The organism is Streptomyces bluensis (assembly GCF_014650715.1).
Classification (GTDB): domain Bacteria; phylum Actinomycetota; class Actinomycetes; order Streptomycetales; family Streptomycetaceae; genus Streptomyces; species Streptomyces bluensis.
The window spans coordinates 218284-242297 of the sequence record NZ_BMVM01000013.1 but is presented as its reverse complement, the minus strand read 5'-3'; the positions used below and the strand labels follow the sequence as shown (position 1 = coordinate 242297).

22 protein-coding genes are annotated in these 24014 nt (G+C 71.3%); 10 read left to right on the top strand and 12 right to left on the bottom strand.

What is annotated here, in order from left to right; genetic code table 11:
* The first annotated feature begins 67 nt into the window (after window positions 1-67).
* The 5 genes from rimO (at window position 68) to IE262_RS28500 (ending at window position 3975) form a co-directional block, all read left to right on the top strand.
* Window positions 68-1540, top strand: coding sequence for a 30S ribosomal protein S12 methylthiotransferase RimO (gene rimO / locus IE262_RS28520; RefSeq protein WP_189877685.1), 1473 nt, complete (start codon window positions 68-70; stop codon window positions 1538-1540).
* The gene (gene pgsA / locus IE262_RS28515; protein ID WP_189877683.1) at window positions 1537-2232 is read left to right on the top strand and encodes a CDP-diacylglycerol--glycerol-3-phosphate 3-phosphatidyltransferase; all 696 of its coding nucleotides are present in this window, start codon (window positions 1537-1539) and stop codon (window positions 2230-2232) included. Before rimO ends, pgsA begins: the two co-directional genes overlap by 4 nt.
* The gene (locus IE262_RS28510; RefSeq protein ID WP_189877681.1) at window positions 2229-2774 is read left to right on the top strand and encodes a CinA family protein; all 546 of its coding nucleotides are present in this window, start codon (window positions 2229-2231) and stop codon (window positions 2772-2774) included. Before pgsA ends, IE262_RS28510 begins: the two co-directional genes overlap by 4 nt.
* Window positions 2775-2883: 109 nt before the next feature.
* The gene (locus tag IE262_RS28505) at window positions 2884-3261 is read left to right on the top strand and encodes a helix-turn-helix domain-containing protein (protein ID WP_131568294.1); all 378 of its coding nucleotides are present in this window, start codon (window positions 2884-2886) and stop codon (window positions 3259-3261) included.
* A 243-nt stretch (window positions 3262-3504) separates the two neighbouring features.
* Window positions 3505-3975 carry a Dps family protein gene (locus tag IE262_RS28500; RefSeq protein ID WP_134041286.1) on the top strand — a complete coding sequence of 157 codons (471 nt, stop codon included), beginning with the start codon at window positions 3505-3507 and terminating at the stop codon, window positions 3973-3975.
* A gap of 587 nt (window positions 3976-4562) precedes the next feature.
* On the opposite strand, the gene IE262_RS28495 is transcribed toward IE262_RS28500, so the two are convergent.
* The 4 genes from IE262_RS28495 to IE262_RS28480 all read right to left on the bottom strand — a co-directional run bounded on the left by IE262_RS28495 (window position 4563) and on the right by IE262_RS28480 (window position 12509).
* Complete coding sequence (locus tag IE262_RS28495) at window positions 4563-5327, bottom strand: SDR family NAD(P)-dependent oxidoreductase (RefSeq protein WP_134041282.1); 765 nt, start codon at window positions 5325-5327, stop codon at window positions 4563-4565.
* Window positions 5328-5418: 91 nt separating this feature from the next.
* Window positions 5419-6228 carry an Fpg/Nei family DNA glycosylase gene (locus tag IE262_RS28490; RefSeq protein WP_134041280.1) on the bottom strand — a complete coding sequence of 270 codons (810 nt, stop codon included), beginning with the start codon at window positions 6226-6228 and terminating at the stop codon, window positions 5419-5421.
* 60 nt (window positions 6229-6288) lie between these two features.
* Window positions 6289-11160 (bottom strand): Lhr family ATP-dependent helicase, encoded by a 4872-nt coding sequence (locus IE262_RS28485; RefSeq protein ID WP_189877679.1) that lies wholly within the window; start codon window positions 11158-11160, stop codon window positions 6289-6291.
* A gap of 419 nt (window positions 11161-11579) precedes the next feature.
* A complete protein-coding gene (locus tag IE262_RS28480; protein WP_189877677.1) occupies window positions 11580-12509 on the bottom strand; it encodes a hypothetical protein in 930 nt (309 codons plus the stop codon).
* A gap of 79 nt (window positions 12510-12588) precedes the next feature.
* Here IE262_RS28480 and IE262_RS28475 point away from each other — a divergent pair, with 79 nt between their 5' ends.
* From IE262_RS28475 to recX, 4 genes are all read left to right on the top strand, one after another.
* Complete coding sequence (locus IE262_RS28475; RefSeq protein ID WP_134041276.1) at window positions 12589-12783, top strand: DUF3046 domain-containing protein; 195 nt, start codon at window positions 12589-12591, stop codon at window positions 12781-12783.
* Between the two features lie 92 nt (window positions 12784-12875).
* Window positions 12876-14153 carry an AI-2E family transporter gene (locus tag IE262_RS28470; RefSeq protein WP_189877675.1) on the top strand — a complete coding sequence of 426 codons (1278 nt, stop codon included), beginning with the start codon at window positions 12876-12878 and terminating at the stop codon, window positions 14151-14153.
* A gap of 211 nt (window positions 14154-14364) precedes the next feature.
* Window positions 14365-15492 carry a recombinase RecA gene (recA, locus tag IE262_RS28465; RefSeq protein ID WP_134041271.1) on the top strand — a complete coding sequence of 376 codons (1128 nt, stop codon included), beginning with the start codon at window positions 14365-14367 and terminating at the stop codon, window positions 15490-15492.
* An 8-nt stretch (window positions 15493-15500) separates the two neighbouring features.
* Window positions 15501-16376 (top strand): recombination regulator RecX, encoded by an 876-nt coding sequence (recX, locus tag IE262_RS28460; protein ID WP_373305164.1) that lies wholly within the window; start codon window positions 15501-15503, stop codon window positions 16374-16376.
* 31 nt (window positions 16377-16407) lie between these two features.
* Here the strand turns inward: recX and IE262_RS28455 are convergent, their stop codons facing one another.
* The 8 genes from IE262_RS28455 to IE262_RS28425 all read right to left on the bottom strand — a co-directional run bounded on the left by IE262_RS28455 (window position 16408) and on the right by IE262_RS28425 (window position 23080).
* A complete protein-coding gene (locus IE262_RS28455; RefSeq protein WP_229877544.1) occupies window positions 16408-16863 on the bottom strand; it encodes a rhodanese-like domain-containing protein in 456 nt (151 codons plus the stop codon).
* Window positions 16860-17402 (bottom strand): cupin domain-containing protein, encoded by a 543-nt coding sequence (locus tag IE262_RS28450; RefSeq protein ID WP_134041270.1) that lies wholly within the window; start codon window positions 17400-17402, stop codon window positions 16860-16862. Before IE262_RS28450 ends, IE262_RS28455 begins: the two co-directional genes overlap by 4 nt.
* An 82-nt stretch (window positions 17403-17484) precedes the next feature.
* Window positions 17485-17556, bottom strand: a complete 72-nt coding sequence (locus IE262_RS40615; RefSeq protein WP_327084869.1) for a putative leader peptide — start codon at window positions 17554-17556, stop codon at window positions 17485-17487.
* A 102-nt stretch (window positions 17557-17658) separates the two neighbouring features.
* A complete protein-coding gene (locus IE262_RS28445) occupies window positions 17659-19404 on the bottom strand; it encodes an FAD-dependent monooxygenase (protein ID WP_189877673.1) in 1746 nt (581 codons plus the stop codon).
* A 190-nt stretch (window positions 19405-19594) separates the two neighbouring features.
* Complete coding sequence (locus IE262_RS28440) at window positions 19595-20521, bottom strand: amino acid ABC transporter permease (protein ID WP_189877671.1); 927 nt, start codon at window positions 20519-20521, stop codon at window positions 19595-19597.
* Entirely contained in the window at window positions 20518-21186 is a 669-nt protein-coding gene (locus IE262_RS28435; RefSeq protein WP_134041264.1) for an amino acid ABC transporter permease, read from the bottom strand. Before IE262_RS28435 ends, IE262_RS28440 begins: the two co-directional genes overlap by 4 nt.
* A gap of 75 nt (window positions 21187-21261) precedes the next feature.
* Window positions 21262-22101, bottom strand: a complete 840-nt coding sequence (locus IE262_RS28430) for a glutamate ABC transporter substrate-binding protein (protein WP_134041262.1) — start codon at window positions 22099-22101, stop codon at window positions 21262-21264.
* A 202-nt stretch (window positions 22102-22303) separates the two neighbouring features.
* Window positions 22304-23080 (bottom strand): amino acid ABC transporter ATP-binding protein, encoded by a 777-nt coding sequence (locus tag IE262_RS28425; protein WP_134041260.1) that lies wholly within the window; start codon window positions 23078-23080, stop codon window positions 22304-22306.
* Between the two features lie 241 nt (window positions 23081-23321).
* On the opposite strand from IE262_RS28425, the gene IE262_RS28420 reads away from it, so the two are divergent.
* The gene (locus tag IE262_RS28420; RefSeq protein WP_134041258.1) at window positions 23322-24008 is read left to right on the top strand and encodes a response regulator transcription factor; all 687 of its coding nucleotides are present in this window, start codon (window positions 23322-23324) and stop codon (window positions 24006-24008) included.
* Window positions 24009-24014 lie beyond the last annotated feature (6 nt).

Here is a 24014-nt window from a genome sequence, read left to right as displayed (position 1 = left end):
GGGGTTGGCCAGGAACGGCCAACCCCGTCGACGTGGGCTGTCAGTAGGACGAAGTAGTCTTGAGCCCATGCCTGAACGCCGTACCGTCGCACTCGTCACACTCGGCTGCGCCCGTAACGAGGTGGACTCGGAGGAGCTCGCAGGCCGCTTGGAGGCGGACGGCTGGGAGCTCGTCGAGCACGCCGAGGACGCCGACGTCGCCGTGGTCAACACCTGCGGCTTCGTCGAGGCCGCGAAGAAGGACTCGGTCGACGCCCTCCTGGAGGCGAACGACCTCAAGGACCACGGGAGAACGCAGGCCGTCGTGGCGGTGGGCTGCATGGCCGAGCGATACGGCAAGGAACTGGCCCAGGCCCTGCCCGAGGCCGATGGCGTACTCGGCTTCGACGACTACGCGGACATCTCCGACCGCCTCCAGACCATCCTCTCCGGTGGCATCCACGCCTCGCACACCCCGCGCGACCGGCGCAAGCTGCTGCCCATCAGCCCCGCCGAGCGGCAGAGCGCCGGCGCCGACATCGCGCTCCCCGGGCACGCACCCGTCGATCTCCCGGACGGCCTCGCTCCGGCCTCGGGGCCCCGTGCGCCCCTGCGCCGCCGCCTCGACGGCTCGCCCGTCGCCTCGGTGAAGCTCGCCTCCGGCTGCGACCGGCGCTGCTCCTTCTGCGCCATCCCGTCGTTCCGCGGATCCTTCATCTCGCGGCGGCCCAGCGACGTCCTGGGTGAGACCCGCTGGCTCGCCGAGCAGGGGGTGAAGGAGATCATGCTGGTCTCCGAGAACAACACCTCGTACGGCAAGGACCTGGGCGACATCCGTCTCCTGGAGACCCTGCTGCCCGAGCTCGCCGCGGTCGACGGCATCGAGCGCGTGCGCGTCAGCTACCTCCAGCCCGCCGAGATGCGGCCCGGGCTCATCGACGTGCTGACGTCCACACCGAAGGTGGCGCCCTACTTCGACCTGTCCTTCCAGCACTCCGCCCCCGGTGTACTGCGCGCGATGCGGCGCTTCGGGAGCACCGACCAGTTCCTGGAGCTGCTCGACACGATCCGCGCCAAGGCCCCGGGGGCCGGTGTGCGGTCCAACTTCATCGTGGGCTTCCCCGGCGAGAGCGCGGACGACCTGGCGGAGCTGGAGCGGTTCCTGAACGGCGCGCGGCTGGACGCGATCGGCGTCTTCGGCTACTCCGACGAGGAGGGCACCGAGGCCGCGACGTACGAGAACAAGCTGGACGAGGACGTGGTCGCCGAGCGGCTCGCGCGCGTGTCCCGGCTGGCCGAGGAACTCGTCTCGCAGCGCGCCGAGGACCGGGTCGGCGAGACGGTGCAGGTGCTGGTCGAGTCGGTCGACGGCGAAGAGGGCGCGTATGGCCGCGGTGCGCACCAGGCGCCCGAGACGGACGGCCAGGTGCTGTTCACGACCGGCGAGGGCCTGAGCGTCGGCCTCATGGTCGAGGCGAAGGTGGTCGGCACCGAGGGCGTCGACCTGGTGGCGGAGCCGCTGCAGGGCTCGCTCGCCTGTCCTGAGGAGGGGGTCAGATGACGGGAGTCCCGGCATCCGCGGCGGGTGGTTCCGCCGGCGCCTCGGGCGCCCAGAGCGGAGCCAAGCCGGTGCGCGCCGGGAAGCTGGGCGCCGCTGCCGTCAACCAGGCCAGTCTCTGGAACATCGCGAACCTCCTGACCATGCTCCGCCTGGTCCTCGTGCCCGGCTTCGTCGCGTTGATGCTCATGGACGGCGGGTACGACCCGGTGTGGCGCGCCTGGGCCTGGGCCGCGTTCGCCGTCGCCATGATCACCGACGTCTTCGACGGTCACCTGGCGCGCACCTACAATCTCGTCACCGACTTCGGGAAGATCGCCGATCCCATCGCCGACAAGGCGATCATGGGAGCGGCGCTGATCTGCCTGTCCGGCCTGGGCGATCTGCCGTGGTGGGTGACGGGCGTCATCCTCGGCCGGGAACTCGGGATCACCCTGATGCGTTTCCTGGTCATTCGGTACGGGGTCATCCCCGCGAGCCGCGGCGGCAAGCTGAAGACGCTCGTGCAGGGCACCGCCGTCGGGATGTACGTCCTGGCACTGACGGGGCCCCTGGCGACGCTGCGGTTCTGGGTGATGGCCGCGGCGGTCGTTCTGACCGTCGTGACCGGGCTCGACTATGTAAGACAGGCCATTGTGCTGCGCAAGCGCGGAGCCGCCACGCAAGTGACGGTGGCAGAGGAGGCGGAGCGGTGAGTTCCATGGCCGCCGACGTGCTGCGACTACTCATGGTGAGGGGCGAGACGCTCGCCGTCGCCGAGTCGCTGACCGGTGGTCTGGTGGCGGCGGAGATCACAGCGGCGCCCGGAGCCTCCAAGGCCTTCCGCGGCTCGGTGACCGCCTACGCCACCGAGCTCAAGCACGAGGTGCTCGGCGTCGACGCCACCCTGCTGGCGGCCAACGGAGCGGTGGATCCGCAGGTCGCGGCACAGATGGCGGCCGGAGTGCGGAAGTTCCTCGGTGCGGACTGGGGCGTCGCGACCACTGGCGTCGCGGGCCCCGAAGCCCAGGACGGACAGCCGGTGGGCACGGTTTTCGTTGCCGTCGACGGCCCGTTCGGCGCGGCTTCCGGCGGTTCAGGTGGCGGGAAAGTGTCTGCGCTGCGGTTGAACGGCGACCGGGCGGAAATCCGTATGGAGAGTGTACGGAGCGTACTCGCACTGCTCCTGAAGGAGCTTGCGGGCGAACAGACCGGGAATGAGCGGGCACAGGATACGGAACAGAACGGGGGGACTTGATGTTTGCAGCCCTGAGTGAACACGACAGCGCTCCCCGCACGGCCGCAGCGCAAGGCGGTACGGTGGGGCGTGAAGGATGCGGCTACGCGGTCCGAGGAGGGAGCCACCGATGATTCTGCTCCGTCGCCTGCTGGGTGACGTGCTGCGTCGGCAGCGCCAGCGCCAGGGCCGTACTCTGCGCGAAGTCTCCTCGTCCGCCCGAGTCTCACTCGGCTATCTCTCCGAGGTGGAGCGGGGGCAGAAGGAGGCTTCCTCCGAGCTGCTCTCCGCCATTTGCGACGCGCTGGACGTACGGATGTCCGAGCTCATGCGGGAAGTGAGCGACGAACTCGCACTCGCCGAGCTGGCCCAGTCGGCAGCGGCCGCCGAGCCGGTGCCCGCACCAGTGCGCCGACCCATGCTCAACTCCGTATCGGTGACCGGTGTGCCACCGGAACGGGTCACGATCAAGGCGCCCGCCGAGGCGGTGGACGTCGTCGCCGCGTGAGCGTTCGACGCGGTGTGATGTGTGACTCACGAACCGGGCCGAGGCCCGTCGTGAGGTGATGTGGGACGAAGCCCCGGCCGGGGCTCGTCCGGGGAAACCCGGAGGAGCGTCGGCCGGGGCTTTCGTGTTTCCCCGTTTGCCGCTCCTGGGCGGGGCGGTCATCTTGGAGTGAGTGGGGGGCTCGGGGCCGTACGAAAGATTCTCCGCGCGAGGGTTCGCGGCGGAGGGATTCGGAGCCTGCCCATGTACGTCGTGAAGAGCCCGTTGCCCGAGGCCGACCTCAAGACCGTGTCCGAGGCGCTGCAGGGCGCCCTGGTCGACCTGGTGGACCTCTCCCTGGTGGCGAAGCAGATCCACTGGAACATCGTCGGGCCACGTTTCCGCTCCATCCACCTACAGCTCGACGAGGTCGTGGCCACCGCCCGGACGCATTCCGACACGGTGGCGGAACGTGCCGCGACACTGGGTGTCTCGCCCGACGGACGGGCCGGCACGGTCTCGGCCACCAGCGGCATCGGCAAGGTCCCTGACGGCTGGGTCAAGGACACGGACGCGGTGGGAACGCTGGTGGACGCGCTGGGCGCCGTCATCACGCGGATGCGGCAACGGGTGAGGTCCACCGCCGACCCCGACCCGGTGAGCCAGGACATCTTCATCGCGATCACGGCGGACCTCGAAAAGCACCACTGGATGTTCCAGGCGGAGCACGGGTGACGGGGAGGGGCGGAGCCTGTGTCGGCGGGCGGGGCGCCCGCGTGGGGGGAGTGCGCCGGGCGCAGGGGGCGGGCGGTGTCCGTGCGGGTGCGGTGCGCCCCTGTGCCGGGGGTGCGCCCTGCCGAGCGGCGCGGGCGGCGGCCTAGCGTCGGGCCGAGGGCGTGGAACGGCCCCTGGAGGCCGGGGCGGCCTGGAGGTGGCGACATGGGGACAGTGCGCTGGGGGCGCTGGGGGGCGGCGCTGGGGCTCGGCGTGCTGTGGTGGTGGGGGGTGCTGCGGCTCGCCCTGGCGCCGGATGCGGGTCCGGTGGAGGCGGCGGTCGCGGCCGGGGGGTGGGGGCTGAGTCTGCTGCCGGTGCACTGTGTGCCGAAGGGGACGAGATCACCGAGAGGGCCGAGAGCGCCGCGCGGCCCGAGGGGGAGGGGGAAGGAGGCGGTTGGGGCGGAGCAGCGGTGACCCGGTGGCCGGGTGCCAGGTCGCCCGCGATCGGCTGTCGGGCTCGGACTGGGCCGTTGCGGCCGATGCCGAGGAACCGGCGCCGTGTGCGTCCGCCCCAGCCGTCGCCTGTGTCGTGTCAGCCGCAGCTGTCACCAAGGCATCGCCACTCCGCCGTTCGGGCGGAGGATCTGGCCCGTGGTGAACGACGACGCGTCGGACGCCAGGTGGAGGACGGCGTGGGCGATCTCGTCCGGCTCGCCGACCCGGTCCAGGGGTGAGAGCCGTGCCATGAAGGCTTCCGTGCGTGCCTGTGCCCCGTCGTCGTGGCGGTCCGTCATGGGAGTCCGGATCCAGCCCGGCGCCACCGCGTTGACGCGGATGCCGTGCGGGCCCACCTCGGTCGCCAGGGTCTTCGTCAGCTGGACGACCGCCGCCTTCGCCACGCCGTAACAGAGCAGGCCGGGGCCGCCGGTGTCGACGGCGCCCGAGGCCATGGTCACGATGCTGCCCCGGGTCCCGTCGGCGATCATCAGGCGGGCCGCTTCCTGGCAGGCGTACAGCACGCCCTTGAAATTGACGCCCCACACCCGGTCGAGGTCCTCGTCGCGGGTCTCCAGCACCGGGCTGCTGTGCATGATCCCGGCGACCGCGGCCATGATGTCGAGGCGGTCGCAGTCGGCCACTGCCCGGCGGAGTTGTTCCCGGTCGGTGACATCGAGGTGGTGGGTGTGCGCGGTGCCGCCGCTGCCCTTGATGCGGGTCGCGGTCTCGTGCAGCCCCTGGGCGTCGCGGTCCGCGCAGTGGACGCTCGCGCCCGCCTCCGCGAGCAGGACGGCCGAGGCGCGCCCGATACCGCTGGCGGCGCCTGTGACGAATGCGGTGCGTCCGGTGAGGTCGTACGCCGTGACGGGCATGAAGGGACCGTACGAGACTTTCTGACGGCCCGTCAATTACCTTGCTGGTGCTGGTGCTGGTGCTGGTGCGGGCGGCGACTCGCCCCACGCGTCACCGGGTGCCCGGAGGCGGGGCCGGGCCGCTCTGGCAGGTCGGGCACCAGTAGGTGGGGCGCTCGCGGGAGCCGTCGCCCTGGTTCGCCGAGCGGATGGGGGTGCGGCAGCGCAGACAGGGGCGGGGTGCCCGGCCGTACACGAAGTGGCTCTGGTCGCGGCGGCCCGTGGTGATGCGGACCGGGCGGTCACGGTTGACCTCCAGGAGCCGTTTGGCGAGGGCGGGGAGCTGTGCCGCGCGGTCCTCGGGGAGCTCTCCGAGGGGGAGCCATGGTGTGGCCCCGAGCAGGAAGCAGAGCTCGCTCTTGTACACGTTGCCGATGCCCGCGAGATTGCGCTGGTCGAGGAGGGCCTCGCCGAGGGGGCGGGCCGGGTCGCCGAGGAGGTTGGCGAGAGCACGGTCGGGGTCCCAGTCCGGGCCGAGGAGGTCGGGGCCGAGGTGGCCGACGGCCCGGTGCTCCTCCGAGGTGCGGAGCAGTTCCAGTACGGGGAGGCGATAGCCGACCGCCGCGCGGTCGGCGGTGCCGAGGACGGCCCGGATCTGGTGCGTGGGGCCGCCGGTCCAGCGCCGGCCGTTCGCGTACACCTTCCACGAGCCGTCCATCCGCAGATGCGAGTGCAGGGTCAGGTCGCCCTCGATGCGGGTGAGGAGGTGCTTGCCGCGCGGGGTGACGTCCAGGACGGTACGGCCCGTGAGATCGGCGGTCGCGTACCTCGGCACACGGAGGTCGAAGCGGGTCAGCACCTTGCCCGCGAGGGCGTTGTGCAGCCGTCTCGCGGCCTGCCAGACGGTGTCTCCTTCGGGCATGCGTCCAGGGTGGCACGCGGGTGGACGCTGCGGTGGATCCCCCTGGGGTGCCCGGCCGGTTCAGGCGCGGAGCCGCAGCCCCCGCGGGGTCGCGATGAAGCCTGCTCCTTCCAGGAGGGTGCCGAAGGGGGAGGTGAGAGCCGAGGCTCCGTTGACGCGCTCCACCGTGACGGTGCCCAGGGAGCCCGCGCGGGCGGACGCGGAGAGGGCCTCGGCGGCGGCCAGGAGGCGTGGGTCCCCGGTGAGCGTGCCGTCCGGGTCGGAGGGCCAGGCGAGCAGGGTCTTGCCGCCGCGTTCCATATAGAGGGTCAGCTCGCCGTCGACCAGTACGACCAGGGAGCCCGCTTTGCGGCCCGGCTTGTGGCCGGCACCGGTGGGGGGCTCGGGCCAGGGCAGGGCGGCGCCGTACGCGTTCGCGGGGTCGGCGGCGGCCAGGACCACGGATCGGGTGGTGCCGTCGCGGCGCGCCCGGCTGCCGGGACGGTGAGGACGGTGCGGAGCGGGGGAATAGCCGTCGCTGTCGGGGAGGGCGGTACGGCCGTCGGCGCCCGAGCGGAAGCCGGGCCCGGCATCGCGGCCCGCAGGGAAGTCGGCCCCGGCATCGCGGCCCGAGGGGAAGTCGGCCCAGTCATCACGGCCTGCGGGGAAGTCGGGTGGCCCGAACGAGGACTCGGGCAGGGACTCGCCCCGGTCCCTGGCGTTCGCCGTGGCGCGCAGCCGGTCCACCGCGCCGTCCATCGCGAACTGGGCCGCGCCGAGCCCCTCCACCACGTACCCCCGCCGGGCCTGCCCGCTCTCCTCGAACGCGGACAGCACGCGGTACGTCGCCGAGAAGCCGCCCTCGACCCCCTCGGCGGCCACGGCGCCCCGGGTCACCACGCCGTGCCGGTCGAGGAGGGTGCGGGCGAGCGCGTGGGCGCGCACGGTGGCGTCGGGCTCATGGGCGGGGAGCAGCGACCAGCGGCCCGCGACCGTGGGAGGTCCCGTACGGGACTGGGGGCGCGCGGCCGCCGTCAGCGAGCCGTACCGGCCGCGCGGGATCGTGCGCTTGGCGCGGTGGGCCGTGGAGCCGGCGGTGCGGCCCGATCCCAGGAGCGAGCGCATCGGGGCCAGCGTGTCGTTCGTGAGCCGGCCGGACCAGGCCAGGTCCCAGATGGCGTCGGCCAGTTGGGGGTCGGTGGCGTCGGGGTGGGTGGTGGCGCGGACCTGGTCGGCGATCTGGCGGAAGAACAGGCCGTAGCCCCCGGAGAGCGTGTCCAGGACCGACTGGTGGAGCGCGGTCAGCTCCAGGGGGTGCGGGGAGGGCAGGAGCAGCGGGGCCGCGTCCGCCACATAGAGGGAGATCCAGCCGTCCTTGCCGGGGAGGGCACCCGCGCCGGCCCACACGATCTCCCCGGACGCCGTGAGCTCGTCGAGCATCGAGGGGGTGTAGCCCGCGACCCGGGACGGCAGGACCAGCTTCTCCAGGGCCGACGCGGGCACGGAGGCGCCCTGGAGCTGCTCGATGGCGCGCACCAGTCCGTCGACGCCCCGCAGACCGTGTCCGTTGCCCACGTGCTGCCACTGCGGCAGGAACTGAGCGAGCGCGGCGGGCGACACGGGCTCCAGCTCGTGCCGCAGCGCGGCGAGGGAGCGGCGGCGCAGGCGGCGCAGCACGGCCGCGTCGCACCACTCCTGGCCGATGCCCGCCGGATGGAACTCCCCCTGAACGATGCGGCCGCCCGCGGCCAGCCGTTGCAGCGCGCCCTCCGTGACGGCCACGCCGAGACCGAAGCGGGCCGCCGCCGTGGCGGACGTGAACGGGCCGTGGGTGCGCGCGTAACGGGCGAGGAGGTCGCCGAGCGGGTCCTTGACCGGTTCGGTGAAGGCCTCCGGGACGCCGACCGGCAGTGCAGTGCCCAGCGCGTCACGCAGCCGGCCCGCGTCCTCGATGCCCGCCCAGTGGTCGGCGCCGGCGATACGGACCCGGATGACGCGGCGGGCCCCGGCCAGCTCCCGGGCCCACTGCGGCTCGGCGCCGCGCTCCACCAGCTCGGCGTCCGTGAGCGGGCCCAGCAGCCGCAGCACGTCCGCGACGCCCTCGGGGTCCTTCACACGGCGGTCCTCCGTGAGCCACTGCAGCTCCCGCTCCAGCTCGGTCAGGACCTCGGCGTCCAGCAGCTCCCGCAGCTCCGCCTGGCCCAGCAGCTCCGCCAGCAACCGCGAGTCCAGCGACAGGGCGGCGGCCCGGCGCTCGGCGAGCGGGGAGTCGCCCTCGTACAGGAACTGGGCGACATACCCGAAGAGGAGGGAGCGGGCGAAGGGCGAGGGCTCCGGTGTGGTGACCTCGACGAGCCGCACCCTGCGTGACTCGATGTCGCCCATCAGCTCGGCGAGGCCCGGAACGTCGAAGACGTCCTGGAGGCATTCGCGGACCGCCTCCAGCACGATCGGGAACGAGCCGAACTCGCTCGCCACCTCCAGCAGCTGGGCCGCCCGCTGGCGCTGCTGCCACAGCGGGGTGCGCCTGCCCGGGTTGCGGCGGGGCAGCAGCAGCGCGCGGGCGGCGCACTCGCGGAAGCGGGACGCGAACAGCGCCGAGCCGCCCACCTGGTCGGTGACGATCTGGTCGACCTCGCCCTTGTCGAAGGCGACGTCCGCGGCGCCCACGGGGGCCTGCTCGGCGTCGTATTCCGTGCCCAGGGGGGCGCCCGCCTTCAGGGGCTCCTGGTCGAGCAGGTCCAGGCCCATCAGGTCGGCGTCCGGGAGGCGCAGCACGATGCCGTCGTCGGCGTGCATCACCTGGGCGTCCATGCCGTACCGCTCGGACAGCCGGGCGCCCAGCGCGAGGGCCCAGGGGGCGTGGACCTGGGCGCCGAACGGGGAGTGCACGACGACCCGCCAGTCGCCCAGCTCGTCACGGAAGCGCTCGACGACGATCGTGCGGTCGTCGGGGACGTGACCGCAGGCCTCGCGCTGCTCCCCGAGATACGACAGAACGTTGTCCGCGGCCCAGGCGTCGAGGCCGGCGGCGAGCAGCCGCAGCCGGGCGTCGTCCTGGGGCAGGGAGCCGACCTCACGCAGGAACGCGCCCACCGCCCGCCCCAGCTCCAGCGGTCGGCCGAGCTGGTCACCCTTCCAGAAGGGGAGCCGTCCGGGCACCCCGGGAGCGGGGGAGACCAGGACGCGGTCGCGCGTGATGTCCTCGATGCGCCAGGAACTGGTGCCCAGCGTGAAGACATCGCCGACACGGGACTCGTACACCATCTCCTCGTCGAGCTCGCCGACCCGGCCGCCGCCCTTCTTCGGGTCGGCGCCCGCGAGGAACACCCCGAAAAGGCCGCGATCCGGAATCGTGCCCCCGGAGGTGACGGCCAGGCGCTGTGCCCCCGGGCGGCCGGTGACCGTGCCGGCGACGCGGTCCCACACCACGCGCGGACGCAACTCGGCGAAGGCGTCGGACGGATAGCGGCCCGCCAGCATGTCGAGCACGGCGGTGAACGCCGACTCCGGGAGCGAGGCGAAGGGAGCCGCGCGGCGGACCGTGGCCAGCAGGTCGTCCACCTGCCAGGTGTCCAGCGCGGTCATCGCGACGAGCTGCTGCGCCAGCACGTCCAAGGGATTGGCGGGGATCTTCAGCGACTCGATGGAGCCGGTGCGCATCCGCTCGGTGACCACCGCGGACTGGACCAGGTCGCCGCGGTACTTGGGGAACACCACGCCCCGGGACACCGCGCCCACCTGGTGGCCCGCGCGGCCCACGCGCTGCAGGCCGGAGGCGACGGAGGGCGGCGACTCCACCTGGACGACGAGGTCCACGGAACCCATGTCGATGCCGAGCTCCAGGCTGGAGGTGGCGACCACGGCCGGGAGGCGTCCCGCCTTGAGGTCCTCCTCGACCAGGGCACGCTGTTCCTTGGAGACCGAGCCGTGATGGGCGCGGGCGATCACCGGGGGAGCGCCCTGGGCCGCGCCCGAGCCGCCCATGAGCTCGGCGGGGGCGTGGTGCTCGTCGAGGGGCTCGCCCGTCGCGCGCTCGTAGGCGATTTCGTTCAGCCGGTTGCAGAGGCGCTCCGCGAGCCGGCGGGAATTGGCGAACACGATCGTCGAGCGGTGGGACTGGACGAGGTCGGTGATCCGCTCCTCGACGTGCGGCCAGATCGACGGGCGCTCGGCGCCCTCGGAGCCGTCGGCGACCGGGGAGCCGCCCAGCTCGCCGAGGTCCTCGACGGGGACGACCACGGAGAGGTCGAACTCCTTGCCGGACTTCGGCTGGACGATCTCCACCTTGCGGTGGGGCGAGAGGTAGCGGGCGACCTCGTCGACCGGCCGGACCGTCGCGGAGAGGCCGATGCGGCGGGCCGGCTTCGGCAGGAGGTCGTCCAGGCGCTCCAGGGAGAGCGCCAGGTGCGCGCCCCGCTTGGTGCCCGCCACCGCGTGCACCTCGTCGAGGATCACTGTCTCGATGCCGGTCAGCGCGTCGCGCGTGGCCGACGTGAGCATCAGGAACAGTGACTCCGGGGTGGTGATCAGGATGTCCGGAGGGCGGGTGGACAGGGCGCGGCGCTCGGCGGCGGGGGTGTCGCCGGAGCGGATGCCGACCTTGACCTCCGGCTCGGGCAGGCCCAGGCGGACGGCTTCCTGGCGGATGCCGGTCAGCGGGCTGCGGAGGTTGCGCTCCACGTCGACGGCGAGGGCCTTGAGGGGGGAGACGTAGAGGACGCGGCAGCGCTTCTTCGGGTCGGCGGGGGGTGGAGTGGAGGCCAGCTGGTCGAGGGCGGCGAGGAAGGCGGCGAGGGTCTTGCCGGAGCCGGTGGGGGCGACGACCAGGACGTCCGCGCCCTCGGCGATCGCCCGCCAGGCTCCGGACTGGGCTGCCGTGGGCGCGGGAAAGGCCCCCGTGAACCAGCCGCGGGTCGCGGGGGAGAAGGCGTCGAGCGCGGAACGGACCATGTGACCATGGTGCACCTCGGGACTGACAGTCGGGCTGACCTGGACGGATGCCAGTGCCTCCGGCGGTTTGGGCGGTGGGGTCGGGTGGGGTGGGTGGTGGCTGAGGTGCGGGGTGTGTCCGGGGCCGGTGGGTGGTTGAGGCCGGTGGGTGGTTGAGGTCGGTGGCTGGTCGAGGTCGGTGGGCGGTTGGGGTTCGGGGTGGCTTCCCCGCCGTCGTGGCTCGGGCGCCTACGCGGTTGTTCGTGGGTCGGGGGCGCGCCGGGAGGTCTCCGTCCTCGGTCCGGCGGGTCTGTGGAGCTGTGAGGTGCTCGGTGGTGGACGCCGGCCGCTGCGGGCGGACACCTCCCGGCACACCCCCTGCCGTGCGTACGCGGCCGCGGGTGCTTCGTGGTGCGGGGGTGCGCCTCGTGTCGGGTGGGTTACAGCCGCCCGAACGCGTCTAGCGTGCGCAACGCCTCGATCGTGACGATCGGGCGGCTCTCCAGGGCGGTTCCGGGAGCCCACTGGCGCCGGGCGATCGGCCAGCCGCCGTCCTCCTGCTGCTCGCTCGCCAGGAAGTCCAGCGAGCGGGTCATCTCCTCGTCGGTGAACCACGCGCGCGCGCGGGAGTCCGGGGTGCGCGCGAAGTCATGCGGGAAATGGTGCTCGCCCGGCGCGTATCCGGGCGGCACCGGGCACGCTTCCAGGCGGTCGGGGTCCAGCGCGGCGAGGCGGTGTTCGCGGACCAGACGGCCGAGTCGGTCGGCGGCCGCCTCCGCGCGAGAGCGGTCGGGCACCGAGTCCAGGAAGGTCACGGCCGCCTCGATCTCGTACGGATGTGACCTCTCCAGGGAGTCGACCGCCTGCCAGCAGAAGTCGGTGGCCCGGAACAGCCACGCGTGCCACACCTCGTTGCGGTGCAGCAGACCCACCACGGGGGCGGTGGCGAGGAGGTCGCCCGGCGGGTCGTCGACGACGGTGATGAAGGGGGCCGCCGGATAGCCTCGCTGGCTGGGATGGGTCGCCGGGAGGGCACCGTCACGGGTCGACACGGACGTCAGATAGCGGCACACGCGTTCCGCCCGCTGTCCGCCGCAGCGCCCGATCGAGTCCAGGACGCGCAGCGCGTGCCCGGTGTGCAGCGGTTGGCTCACCGGCCCGCGCAGATCGGGTTCGAGCGCGTGGCCGTACCCCTCGTCCTCGTTGCGGTAGGCGGTCAGCGCGGTCTCCACCGCGTCGGCGCTCCCGCCGAGGAAGTGGTACGCGAAACGGCGTTGTTCCAGCACGCGCGCGGTGAGCCAGACGAACTGCTCGGCGCGGGCACGTGGGGAGAGCGTCGGAGGGAGTGGGGGTGCTCCTGATGCGGACATGCGTCAGACCGTAGGGCGGAAAGCGGTCTCAGCAGGCCGTCCCGGCACGGCCCACCCCCTGGGGCGGGATACTGGGGGCATGCGGTTGACGGTCTTCTGGCAGCGGATGGCGGATCACTTCGGCGAGGGCTACGCCGACACGTTCGCGCGCGACCACGTGATGTCCGAACTCGGCGGACGGACCGTGCACGAGGCGCTCGACGCCGGCTGGGAGGCCAAGGACGTGTGGCGCGTGGTGTGCACCACGATGGATGTTCCTGACGAACGGCGCTGACCTGCCCGAAAGCGTCGGGCTGGACGCCGATCACGGCGCGAGGACGCGGGGGTGGGGACCGATTGTCGTCGGCGTGGGTGAGACTTGGGTCCGTGGCTCCCACAGACGAGACCGCAGAGGTCGACCAGCAGGCATCCCCGCTCGGCACCACACCGCCCGCGCGGCCCCCGTCCGGTGCCGACGCGGGGCAGGCGCGCATGCCGCGCTGGCTGCCGCGCGCCATGGTGCTGGCGCTCTCGCTCGTCGCCGTGTTCCAGCTGGGCAACTGGGCGTTCCACCAGCTCATCGGGCTGCTGCTCAACGTCCTCATCGCGTTCTTCCTCGCGCTCGCCATCGAGCCCGCGGTCAGCTGGATGGCCTCGAAGGGCCTGCGCAGGGGCTTTGCCACCTTCCTCGTCTTCTTCGGCGTGCTGGTCGTGGCCGCCGGATTCGTCACGCTGCTCGGCTCGATGCTCGCGGGCCAGATCATCCGGATGATCGAGGGCTTCCCCGAGTACCTCGATTCCGTCATCAGCTGGATCAACACGACGTTCCACACCGAACTGAAGCGGGTGGACATCCAGGAGGGCCTGCTCCGCTCCGACTGGCTGCAGAGGTACGTGCAGAACAGCGCCACCGGAGTCCTGGACGTCTCCACGCAGGTCCTCGGCGGTCTCTTCCGGCTGCTGACGATCGCACTGTTCTCGTTCTACTTCGCCGCCGACGGGCCCCGGCTGCGGCGTGCCCTGTGCTCCGTGCTGCCACCCGCGAGGCAGGCCGAGGTGCTGCGCGCGTGGGAGATCGCCGTCGACAAGACCGGTGGCTATCTGTACTCGCGCGGCCTGATGGCGCTGATCTCCGGGATAGCCCACTACATCCTGCTGGAGTACCTCGGGGTGAACTACGCCCCCGTGCTCGCCGTCTGGGTCGGCCTGGTCTCCCAGTTCATCCCCACCATCGGCACCTACCTCGCGGGTGCCCTGCCGATGCTGATCGCCTTCACGGTCAACCCGTGGTACGCGCTGTGGGTGCTGATCTTCGTCGTGATCTACCAGCAGTTCGAGAACTACGTGCTGCAGCCCAAGCTGACCGCCAAGACCGTGGACGTCCACCCGGCGGTTGCCTTTGGGTCGGTCATCGCGGGCACCGCGCTCCTCGGCGCGGTCGGCGCGCTGATCGCCATTCCCGCGGTCGCCACGCTGCAGGCGTTCCTCGGGGCGTATGTGAGGCGGTACGACGTCACGGACGACCCCCGGGTGCACGGCCACCGCAAGCGGACTCCGGGGAACATCCTCGCCCGCGTGCGCCGACTGCTCGAACCGAAGCGGGAGCCGGAGCGGAAGCTGGAACCGGGGCGGAAGCTGGAACCGGAGCCGGAGAACGGCTCCTGACGGGGGTCCGTCGGACCCGTGCTACTGGACAGTGAACGCGCCCTGGCGCTCGTGTGGGTGCGCTTGACACCAAAATCGAACATCTATTCTTATAGGGGTCCGGCGGGACCGAGTTATCCACAGGCAGGACGGGCGTCGGGGCGCATTGTCAGTGGCAGGCGTTAGCGTCTTTGACGTGAAGCGATCGAATCAAGCAAACCGGGTGGAACCCATGGCAGGAACCGACCGCGAGAAGGCGCTCGACGCCGCGCTCGCACAGATTGAACGGCAATTCGGCAAGGGCGCGGTCATGCGCATGGGCGAGCGGTCGAAGGAGCCCATCGAGGTCATCTCGACCGGGTCGACCGCCCTCGACGTGGCCCTCGGCGTGGGCGGTCTGCCGCGCGGCCGTGTCGTGGAGATCTACGGCCCGGAGTCCTCCGGTAAGACGACCCTGACCCTGCACGCGGTGGCGAACGCGCAGAAGGCCGGAGGTCAGGTCGCCTTCGTGGACGCGGAGCACGCCCTCGACCCCGAGTACGCGAAGAAGCTCGGCGTCGACATCGACAACCTGATCCTGTCCCAGCCGGACAACGGCGAGCAGGCGCTGGAGATCGTGGACATGCTGGTCCGCTCCGGAGCCCTCGACCTGATCGTCATCGACTCCGTCGCCGCGCTCGTCCCCCGCGCGGAGATCGAGGGCGAGATGGGCGACTCGCACGTGGGTCTGCAGGCCCGTCTGATGAGCCAGGCCCTGCGGAAGATCACCAGCGCGCTCAACCAGTCCAAGACCACCGCGATCTTCATCAACCAGCTCCGCGAGAAGATCGGCGTCATGTTCGGCTCCCCGGAAACCACGACCGGTGGCCGGGCACTGAAGTTCTACGCCTCGGTGCGCATCGACATCCGCCGCATCGAGACCCTGAAGGACGGCACGGAGGCGGTCGGCAACCGCACCCGCTGCAAGGTCGTCAAGAACAAGGTCGCGCCGCCCTTCAAGCAGGCCGAGTTCGACATCCTCTACGGCCAGGGCATCAGCCGCGAGGGCGGTCTGATCGACATGGGCGTGGAGCACGGCTTCGTCCGCAAGGCAGGCGCCTGGTACACGTACGAGGGCGACCAGCTCGGCCAGGGCAAGGAGAACGCGCGCAACTTCCTGAAGGACAACCCCGACCTCGCCAACGAGATCGAGAAGAAGATCAAGGAGAAGCTGGGCGTCGGGGTCCGGCCGGAGGAGCCCGCCGCTGAGCCGGGCACGGACGCGGCGATCTCCGCCACGGCCGCGGACGAGACCGCGAAGACGGCGCCCGCACCGACGGCCAAGGCCACCAAGTCCAAGGCCGCGACCTCCAAGAGCTGACCGGCACCGTGCCTGACTCAAAAGCGTGGCGAACGGACGGGGCGGAGTACACCTACCCGATCACCCCTGAGGACGAGGGGCTCAGGGGTGGGGCAGGCGCCGCCGAAGGCGGGTTGTACGGCGAGGATCCGTATGGTGCGGACCCGTACGGTGAGGGCCGGCCGGACGGGCACGACAGCTGGTTGGACGGCGGTGCTGCCCACGGCGGCGATCGTCCCCACGGCGCCGATCGTCCCCCTGGCGGGGGCCGTCCTCGTGGTGGCGACGGTCCGCGCGGCATGCGTGGCCGTGGGCGCCGCGGACAGGGCACCGGTGAGTCGTCCGGTGATCCACAGGACGGAGGCTCCCCTCGCTTGTCGAGGGCCGGGAAGGGGGAGTCCCGAGGGGACCCGGCTGAGCAGGCGCGAGCGATCTGTCTGCGCCTGCTCACCGGGACCCCGCGCACGCGGAAGCAGCTCGCGGACGCGCTGCGCAAACGGGAGATCCCCGAGGATGTGGCGGACGAGGTGCTGTCGCGGTTCGAGGAGGTCGGCCTGATCAACGACAGCGCGTTCGCGGACGCCTGGGTGGAGTCCCGGCACCACGGCCGAGGGCTGGCCCGGCGGGCCCTCGCCCGGGAGTTGAGGACCAAGGGGGTGGACTCGGCGCTCATCGACGATGCCGTCGCCCAGCTCGACTCCGAGCAGGAGGAGGCCACGGCGCGCGAGCTCGTCGCCCGCAAGCTGCGCGCCACGCGTGGTCTCGACCGCGAGAAACGCCTTCGGCGCCTCGCGGGCATGCTCGCCCGCAAGGGGTATCCGGAGGGTATGGCCCTCCGGGTGGTCCGCCAGGCACTGGAGGAAGAGGGGGAGGACACGGAGGGGTTGGGGGACGACGGGTTCTGACCGGGGGCGGACGTCACCGGAAGCCGGGGCCTCAGGACTCCGGCTCTCGGGGCGTCACCGGCAACCCCGCCGCTCTCCACGCCTGGAAGCCGCCCGCCAGGTCGGTCGCCCGGTGCAGCCCCAGCTGGCGCAGGGACGCGGCGGCGAGGCTGGAGGCGTAGCCCTCGTTGCAGATGACCACGATGCGGAGGTCGTGGCTCGTGGCTTCGGGGGCGCGGTGGCTGCCCTGCGGGTCGAGCCGCCACTCCAGTTCGTTGCGTTCGACGACCAGGGCGCCGGGTATGAGGCCGTCGCGGTCGCGCAGGGCGGCGTAGCGGATGTCGACCAGAAGAGCCTCGCCGGCCTGGGCGGCGTCGTACGCGTCCTTCGGTCCGACCCGGTCGAGCTCCTGGCGGACGCGCTCCAGCAACTCGTCGATCCCTACGGGACGTTCGACGGGTTGTTCGGCTGGGCGTTTGGCGGCCAGGTCGCCCTCGGTGGGGTTCACTGCCAGTCCTCCGGGCGCTCGACCTGCTCCAGGCGCAGGACCGGACCCGTACGGCTGTAGCGGCGGATCCGGGGCAGGGGAGGGTAGTAGGCGTGGACGGAGATCGCGTGCTGCTCGGTGGACTCGTTGAGCACCTCGTGCACGTGGTGGCGGCCGAACGACCTGCCCTTGCCGGCAGGCAACTGCCGTACGCGGTCGACGTCTTCGGTGAGTTCCAGGGTCTTCCAGCCGTCCGTGGGCAGGCGGGCGGTGAGTGAGTTCTCCGTCAGCTCACCGGCGGCGGTGACGAAGGCGCCCACGGAGTCGGCGTGGTCGTGCCAGCCGGTTCCGGTGCCGGGCGGCCAGCCGATCAGCCAGGCCTCGCTGCCGCCGGGACCGTTGAGACGGACCCAGGTGCGCCCTTCGGGGTCGAGGGGGAGGGTGGCGATCAGCTCCACGTCGGCGGCCGTACGGCGAGCGAAGTCGAGCAGTTCAGCCTGGGTCGGTGCGGGGACGGCGGAAGCGGGGGCAGGGGAGGGCGCGGTGCGGGATGCGGACACGAGTACCGTCCTAGGAGCTGATGAGCGTTCGCGTGAAAGCGCGTAGCCGAGGGGGCGCGCGGAGGAAAAACAGAGAGGCGAATCAGCAGGACGGATGACACACGCAGCCCGCATAGCGGACGAGGTCCATATGGACTCTCCGCCACAGGCGCACACAGGTGTCGGTCACGATCGGGAGTACACCATGGTCGCGGAGACGGGTCAACTCACCGTCATCATGTGGACCTCACGGTGACCGTGAGGTCGGCCCGACGGCTCAGCCGGCCTCCGCCCCCGCTCCTCCTCCTCCAGTTCCTGCTCCAGTTCCTGCTCCCGTTCCTGCTCCCGTTCCCGCTCCGGCTTCTGCGGCCGCCTCCGGCCCGGTCGGGCCGCCCAGTGCCGCCTCCGCCGCCGCGTACAGGTCCGCCGGGCGCACCCCGCTCAGCGCGGTGACCAGGTGGCCGTCCGGTCGGATCAGCAGGACCGTGTGCGCGGCCGCGCCCGGGTAGCTCTCGGCGACCAGCAGTTCGGCGGGGCGCGGCAGCGCGGTCACGGCGGCAGCGAGCCGCGGCATGATCCCGGCGCTCACCCAGTGCCTGCGCTCCCACACCCCCGTGCCCGGCGCGATCAGCAGCACCAGCAGCGCCCCGCGCCCGAGCCGGTCCCGCAGCCGGACGAAGGTGCCGTCCTCGGCGGTCACCCGCACGTCGACGACCTGGGAACCCGGGGGCGTCTCGACGGCGGTCTCCGACTCGGTGGGTGGAGGCGCGAGCGGTGAACCGGCGTACCCTCCGGGCGAGCCCAGCGTGCCGCGCCCCAGGTGGCCGTCCGCGAGCAGCGCGTCATGGCCGCGGGACGAGCCGGGAACGTACGACCGCAGGCCCTTGCCGCCGCGCAGCAGCGGCAGAGCCTGGTCGGCGGCGCGCAGCCGGGCGGCGACGAGCCCGCGCCGCTCCGCCTGGTAGCTGTCGAGCAGCGCCTCGTGGGGGCCGTGGTGCCAGGCCAGCGCCAGCTTCCAGGCGAGGTTGTCGGCGTCCCGCAGGCCCTCGTCGAGGCCATGGGTGCCGAGTGCGCCCAGCAGATGCGCGGCGTCTCCGGCGAGGAAGACCCGGCCGGCCCGCCAGCGGCGGGCGAGTCGGTGGTGAATGGTGTGGACTCCGGTGTCCAGCAGGTCGTACGGAGGGGTCGAGCCGGAGTTCCAGCCCGCGAGGGTCTCCCGGATGCGCGCCACCAGTAGGTCGGGGGTGACCAGGTCCTTGCCCGGGGGCAGCAGCCAGTCCAGACGCCACACGGCGTCGGGGAGGGGGCGGGCGGTGATCTCCCCGGCCCAGGGCCCGGACGTCCGCCACGGCGGTGCCCTGTGCAGCAACGCTTCTGCGGACCACGGGAGTTCCGTCCGCAGCGCCGCCACCGCGTGCCGCTCCACGGCGGTACGCCCGGGGAAACGGATGTCCTGGAGCTTGCGCACCGTCGAGCGCGGACCGTCGCAGCCGATGAGGTAGCTGCCCCGCCACCAGGTGCCCTTGGGGCCGCGGGTGTGGGCCGTGACGCCCGACGCCTCCTGCTCGATCGCGTCGAGGCGGTTCTCCACGGCCACCTTGACCAGCCGCTCGTTCGCGAGGGCGGCGCGCAGCGCGCCCGTCAGCACGTGCTGGGCGATATGCAGCGGGGCCGGTCCGCCGGAGGCATCGGGAACGTCCTCGGTGGCACCGGCGGTACCGGCGGCGGTACCCGCGGACGCGGCCTTGCCGGGCACGTCGTCGAAGCGGACGTTCCGCGTCACCTGCCGACGGCGCATGGAACGCCATCCGGACCAGACGAGTCCCGCGTCGGTGGGCGGGAACCCGGTCAGCCGTGTCAGGAGCGCGGCCGTGTCCTCGCGCAGGACGACCGTGCGCGCGAGCCGCTGTTCGTCCTTGCCGGGGCCCTCGTCGAGGACCACGGACGGGACCTCCTGGCGCGCGAGGGCGAGGGCGAGCGTGAGGCCGACGGGCCCCGCTCCGACGATGATCACCGGATCCACGGCGCGGTGCCCCCTGCCCGGAGAGGTGTCCTGAGAGATGTTGGGGAACAGCCAGATGGAGCGGCGTGCACGATCACAGAACGTATGCAACCCACTGCCGGTGTTTGCGTCAAGTGACGGAGGCAGTGGCGCGCGCGCCACTGCCTCCGATTGCTCACATGCCGTCAGTTGTTCGAGGTGCCGACGCCGTTCAGGTTTCCCTTCCGACGTCGCCGCCGACCCCGATGACGCCGCCGCCTGCACCGCCCGCGCCGGTCGCCGCCGTGCCCGCGACCGCCGCCGTCGGAAGGACCGCTCCGGTCGACTTCTTGCCGCGCCGCAGCCTGTCCTCCAGCCAGCTGGCCAAGCTGGTCAGGATGAAGTTCAGGACGATGAAGATGACCGCCACGACGATGAAGCTGGGGATGACGTTCGCGTAGTTCGCCGCCAGCGTCTTGCGGGCGTTGAGCAGCTCGGTGAAGTTCAGCATCGCGCCGCCGAGCGCCGTGTCCTTCACGATCACGACGAGCTGGCTGACGATCGCCGGCAGCATCACGGTGACGGCCTGGGGCAGCAGGATCGACGACATGACCTGCGTCTTGCGCAGGCCGATCGCCTGGGCGGCTTCCGTCTGGCCCTTGGGCAGCGACAGGATGCCGGCGCGGACGATTTCGGCGAGGACCGAGGCGTTGTAGAGGACGAGACCCGTGACCACCGCGTACAGCGGCCGCTCGTCGCTGCTGATCTGGGTGGACTCCGAGTAGAACTGGTTGGCGAAGACCATCAGCAGCAGGACCGGGATGGCGCGGAAGAACTCGACGATCACACCGGCCGGGACGCGCACCCACCGGTGGTCCGACAGCCGGGCTATGCCGAGGACCGCGCCAAGCGGCAGCGCGATCACCATCGCCAGGGCCGCCGCCTTGAGCGTGTTGCCGAGGCCGGGCAGCAGATACGTCGTCCACGCCTGCGACTCCGTGAACGGGCTCCACTTGGCCCAGTCGAGCTGGCCCTTGTCGGACATGGTCTGCCAGACCCACCAGAGCAGCAGCACCAGCAGGACGGCGAAGACCACCGTGTAGAGGATGTTGCGCTGTTTCGCGCGAGGGCCCGGAGTGTCGTAGAGAACGGAGCTCATCGCTTCACCGCCAGTCGCTTGCTCAGCCAGCCGAGGAGGAGACCGGTCGGCAGCGTCAGCACCACGAAGCCCAGGGCGAAGATCGTGGCGATGAGCAGCAGCTGTGCCTCGTTCTCGATCATTGTCTTCATCAGGGCCGCGGCCTCCGCCACACCGATGGCGGCCGCGACCGTGGTGTTCTTGGTCAACGCGATCAGGACGTTGGCCAGCGGACCGATCACCGTACGGAACGCCTGCGGGAGCACGATGAGGGTGAGCACCTGGGTGAAGCTGAGCCCGATGGCGCGGGCCGCCTCCGCCTGGCCGACGGGCACCGTGTTGATGCCGGAGCGCAGCGCCTCGCACACGAAGGTCGCGGTGTAGGCGCTCAGCCCCAGCACGGCGAGCCGGAAAAACATCGTGGCGAAGTCGCCGGACGCGCCCAGGGTGACCCCGAAGACATTGGCGAGGCCCAGCGAGGTGAACACGATGATGACGGTGAGCGGGATGTTCCGCACGATGTTGACGTAGGCCGTGCCGAAGCCGCGCATCAGCGGCACGGGGCTGACCCGCATACCGGCCAGGATCGTGCCCCAGACCAGGGAGCCGACGGCCGAGAGCAGTGTCAGCTGCACTGTCGTCCAGAACGCCCCTAGGACGTCGTAGCCTTCAAGAAAGTCGAACACGATCTCCCGCGCTTCCGCGTGTGCCGAGGGCGGCGGTGGGCCGGTCCGCCGAGCGGCCCACCGCCGATTCCTGCCTTACTTGACGATCTCGCCGATCTTCGGGGCGGGCTCGTTCTTGTAGTTCGCCGGGCCGAAGTTGGCCTCGACCGCCTTCTCCCAGGAGCCGTCGCTCTCCATCTTCTCCAGGGCCTTGTTGATCTTGTCGACCATCGCGGTGTCGCCCTTCTTGACACCGATGCCGTAGTTCTCGTTGCTCAGCTTGAGGCCGGCCAGCTTGAACTTGCCCTTGTACTGGTCCTGGGCCGCGTAGCCCGCGAGGATCGAGTCGTCCGTGGTCAGCGCGTCGACCGCGCCGCTCGCGAGCCCGTCGAGGCACTCGGAGTACGTGCTGACGTTCTGCAGCTGGGCCTTCGGAGCGATCTCCTTCTGGACGTTCTGCGCGGAGGTCGAGCCGGTGACCGAACACAGCTTCTTGCCGTTGAGGTCGGCGCCCTCGCTGATGCCCTTCTCGTCGGCACGGACCAGCAGGTCCTGGTGGGCCAGCAGGTACGGGCCGGCGAAGTCGACCTTCGCCTTGCGCTCGTCGGTGATCGAGTAGGAGGCCGCGATGAAGTCGACATCACCGCGCTGCAGCGCGTTCTCGCGGTCGGCGCTCGGCGTTTCCTTGAACTCGATGTCCTTCGCGGCGTAACCGAGTTCCTTGGCCACGTAGGTGGCGACATCGACGTCGAAGCCCGAGAACGAGCCGTCGGGCTTCTTCAGGCCGATGCCCGGCTGGTCGTACTTGATGCCGACGGTGATCTTCTTGCCGCCGCCGTCGCCGCTGTCGCCGCTGTCGGAGGAGCCACACGCGGTGGCGGTCAGGGCGAGGGCGAAGACGGTGGCCGAGGCGGCGGTGACCTTGCGGAGCTTCATGATGGACGTCCTTTGCGTGGTGAAGAGATGCGGGCCGTCGGTGCGGTGGGGCGCAGGCCGTCGGATGCGGGTGACGCGGGCCGCCGGGGGCCTGGGTTCAGGTCCTCGGTCAGGTCCCTCAAAGGGTCTTCGAAGGCCCTCAACGGGCTTTCAAGGACCCTCATTGGCCCTCGTTGGGCCTCACTGGGCCCTCACTGGGTCCTCAGTGGTGAAGGATCTTCGACAGGAAGTCCTTGGCCCGGTCGCTGCGGGGGTTGCTGAAGAACTGGTCCGGCACGGCCTCTTCGACGATGCGGCCGTCGGCCATGAAGACCACCCGGTTGGCGGCCGAACGGGCAAAGCCCATCTCGTGGGTGACGACCACCATGGTCATGCCGTCGCGGGCGAGCTGCTGCATGACTTCCAGGACCTCGTTGATCATCTCGGGGTCGAGGGCCGAGGTCGGCTCGTCGAAGAGCATGACCTTCGGGTCCATCGCCAGTGCCCGGGCGATCGCGACGCGCTGCTGCTGGCCGCCCGAGAGCTGCGCCGGGTACTTGTCCGCCTGCGTGCCCACACCGACCCGGTCGAGCAGGGCGCGTGCCTTCTCCTCGGCCTTCTGCTTGTCGGTCTTGCGGACCTTGAGCTGTCCCAGCATCACGTTTTCGAGCACCGTCTTGTGCGCGAAGAGGTTGAAGGACTGGAACACCATGCCGACGTCGGCACGGAGCCGGGCGAGCTCCTTGCCCTCCGCGGGCAGCGGCTTGCCGTCGATCAGGATCTCGCCGGAGTCGACGCCCTCCAGGCGGTTGATGGTGCGGCACAGGGTGGACTTGCCGGACCCGGAGGGCCCGATCACCACGACGACCTCACCCGTGGCGATGGTCAGATCGATGTCCTGGAGCACGTGCAACGCGCCGAAGTGCTTGTTGACGCTCTTCAGGACGACCAAGTCGCTCGTCCCGGCCACAACGTCCTTGGCCACCGATACTTCGGTCATCGCTTTCTGGCTCCGTCCTCCTCGGTTGCGGAGACAGTAGTGACCGGTGCCGATCAGCGTCATTACATCTGAGCGAGAATTGAGCATAACGATCGGGTCGCAGACCGGTACTCCCCGTAGTGGCCGGGCGGGGGAGCGTACCGGCTGGGTAACGCCGCGCGGAACACACTTGACGCGGTCCTCCGTCATCGGCATGACTGCCATGGGCACGTAACGACCGAACGAACCGCAGGGGGCCGGAGTGAGACTGCTCCTCGTCGAGGACGACAACCACGTCGCGGCCGCCCTGTCCGCGGTGCTGGCGCGGCACGGCTTCGACGTCACCCACGCCCGCAGCGGCGAGGAGGCGCTCCAGGCACTGGTCCCCGAGGCCGATGGGTTCGGCGTCGTCCTGCTGGACCTCGGCCTGCCCGACCAGGACGGATACGAGGTCTGCGGCAAGATCCGCAAGCGCACCAGCACCCCTGTGATCATGGTCACCGCCCGTTCCGACGTACGGTCCCGGATCCACGGCCTGAACCTCGGCGCCGACGACTACGTGGTCAAGCCGTACGACACCGGGGAGCTGCTCGCCCGCATCCACGCCGTGAGCCGGCGCAGCGTCCAGGACGACACCGCCGTGAGCGGGGAGGGCGTGCTGCGGCTCGGGTCCGTGCGCATCGAGTTGCCGACCCGGCAGGTCAGTGTGGACGGTGCCGTCGTACAGCTGACGCGCAAGGAGTTCGACCTGCTCGCGCTGCTCGCCCAGCGGCCCGGGGTGGTCTTCCGCCGGGAGCAGATCATCAGCGAGGTGTGGCGGACCAGTTGGGAGGGGACCGGGCGCACCCTGGAGGTGCACGTGGCGTCCCTGCGGTCCAAACTGCGCATGCCCGCACTGATCGAGACCGTGCGCGGAGTCGGGTACCGGCTCGTCACCTCCACGTCATAGCGTGCC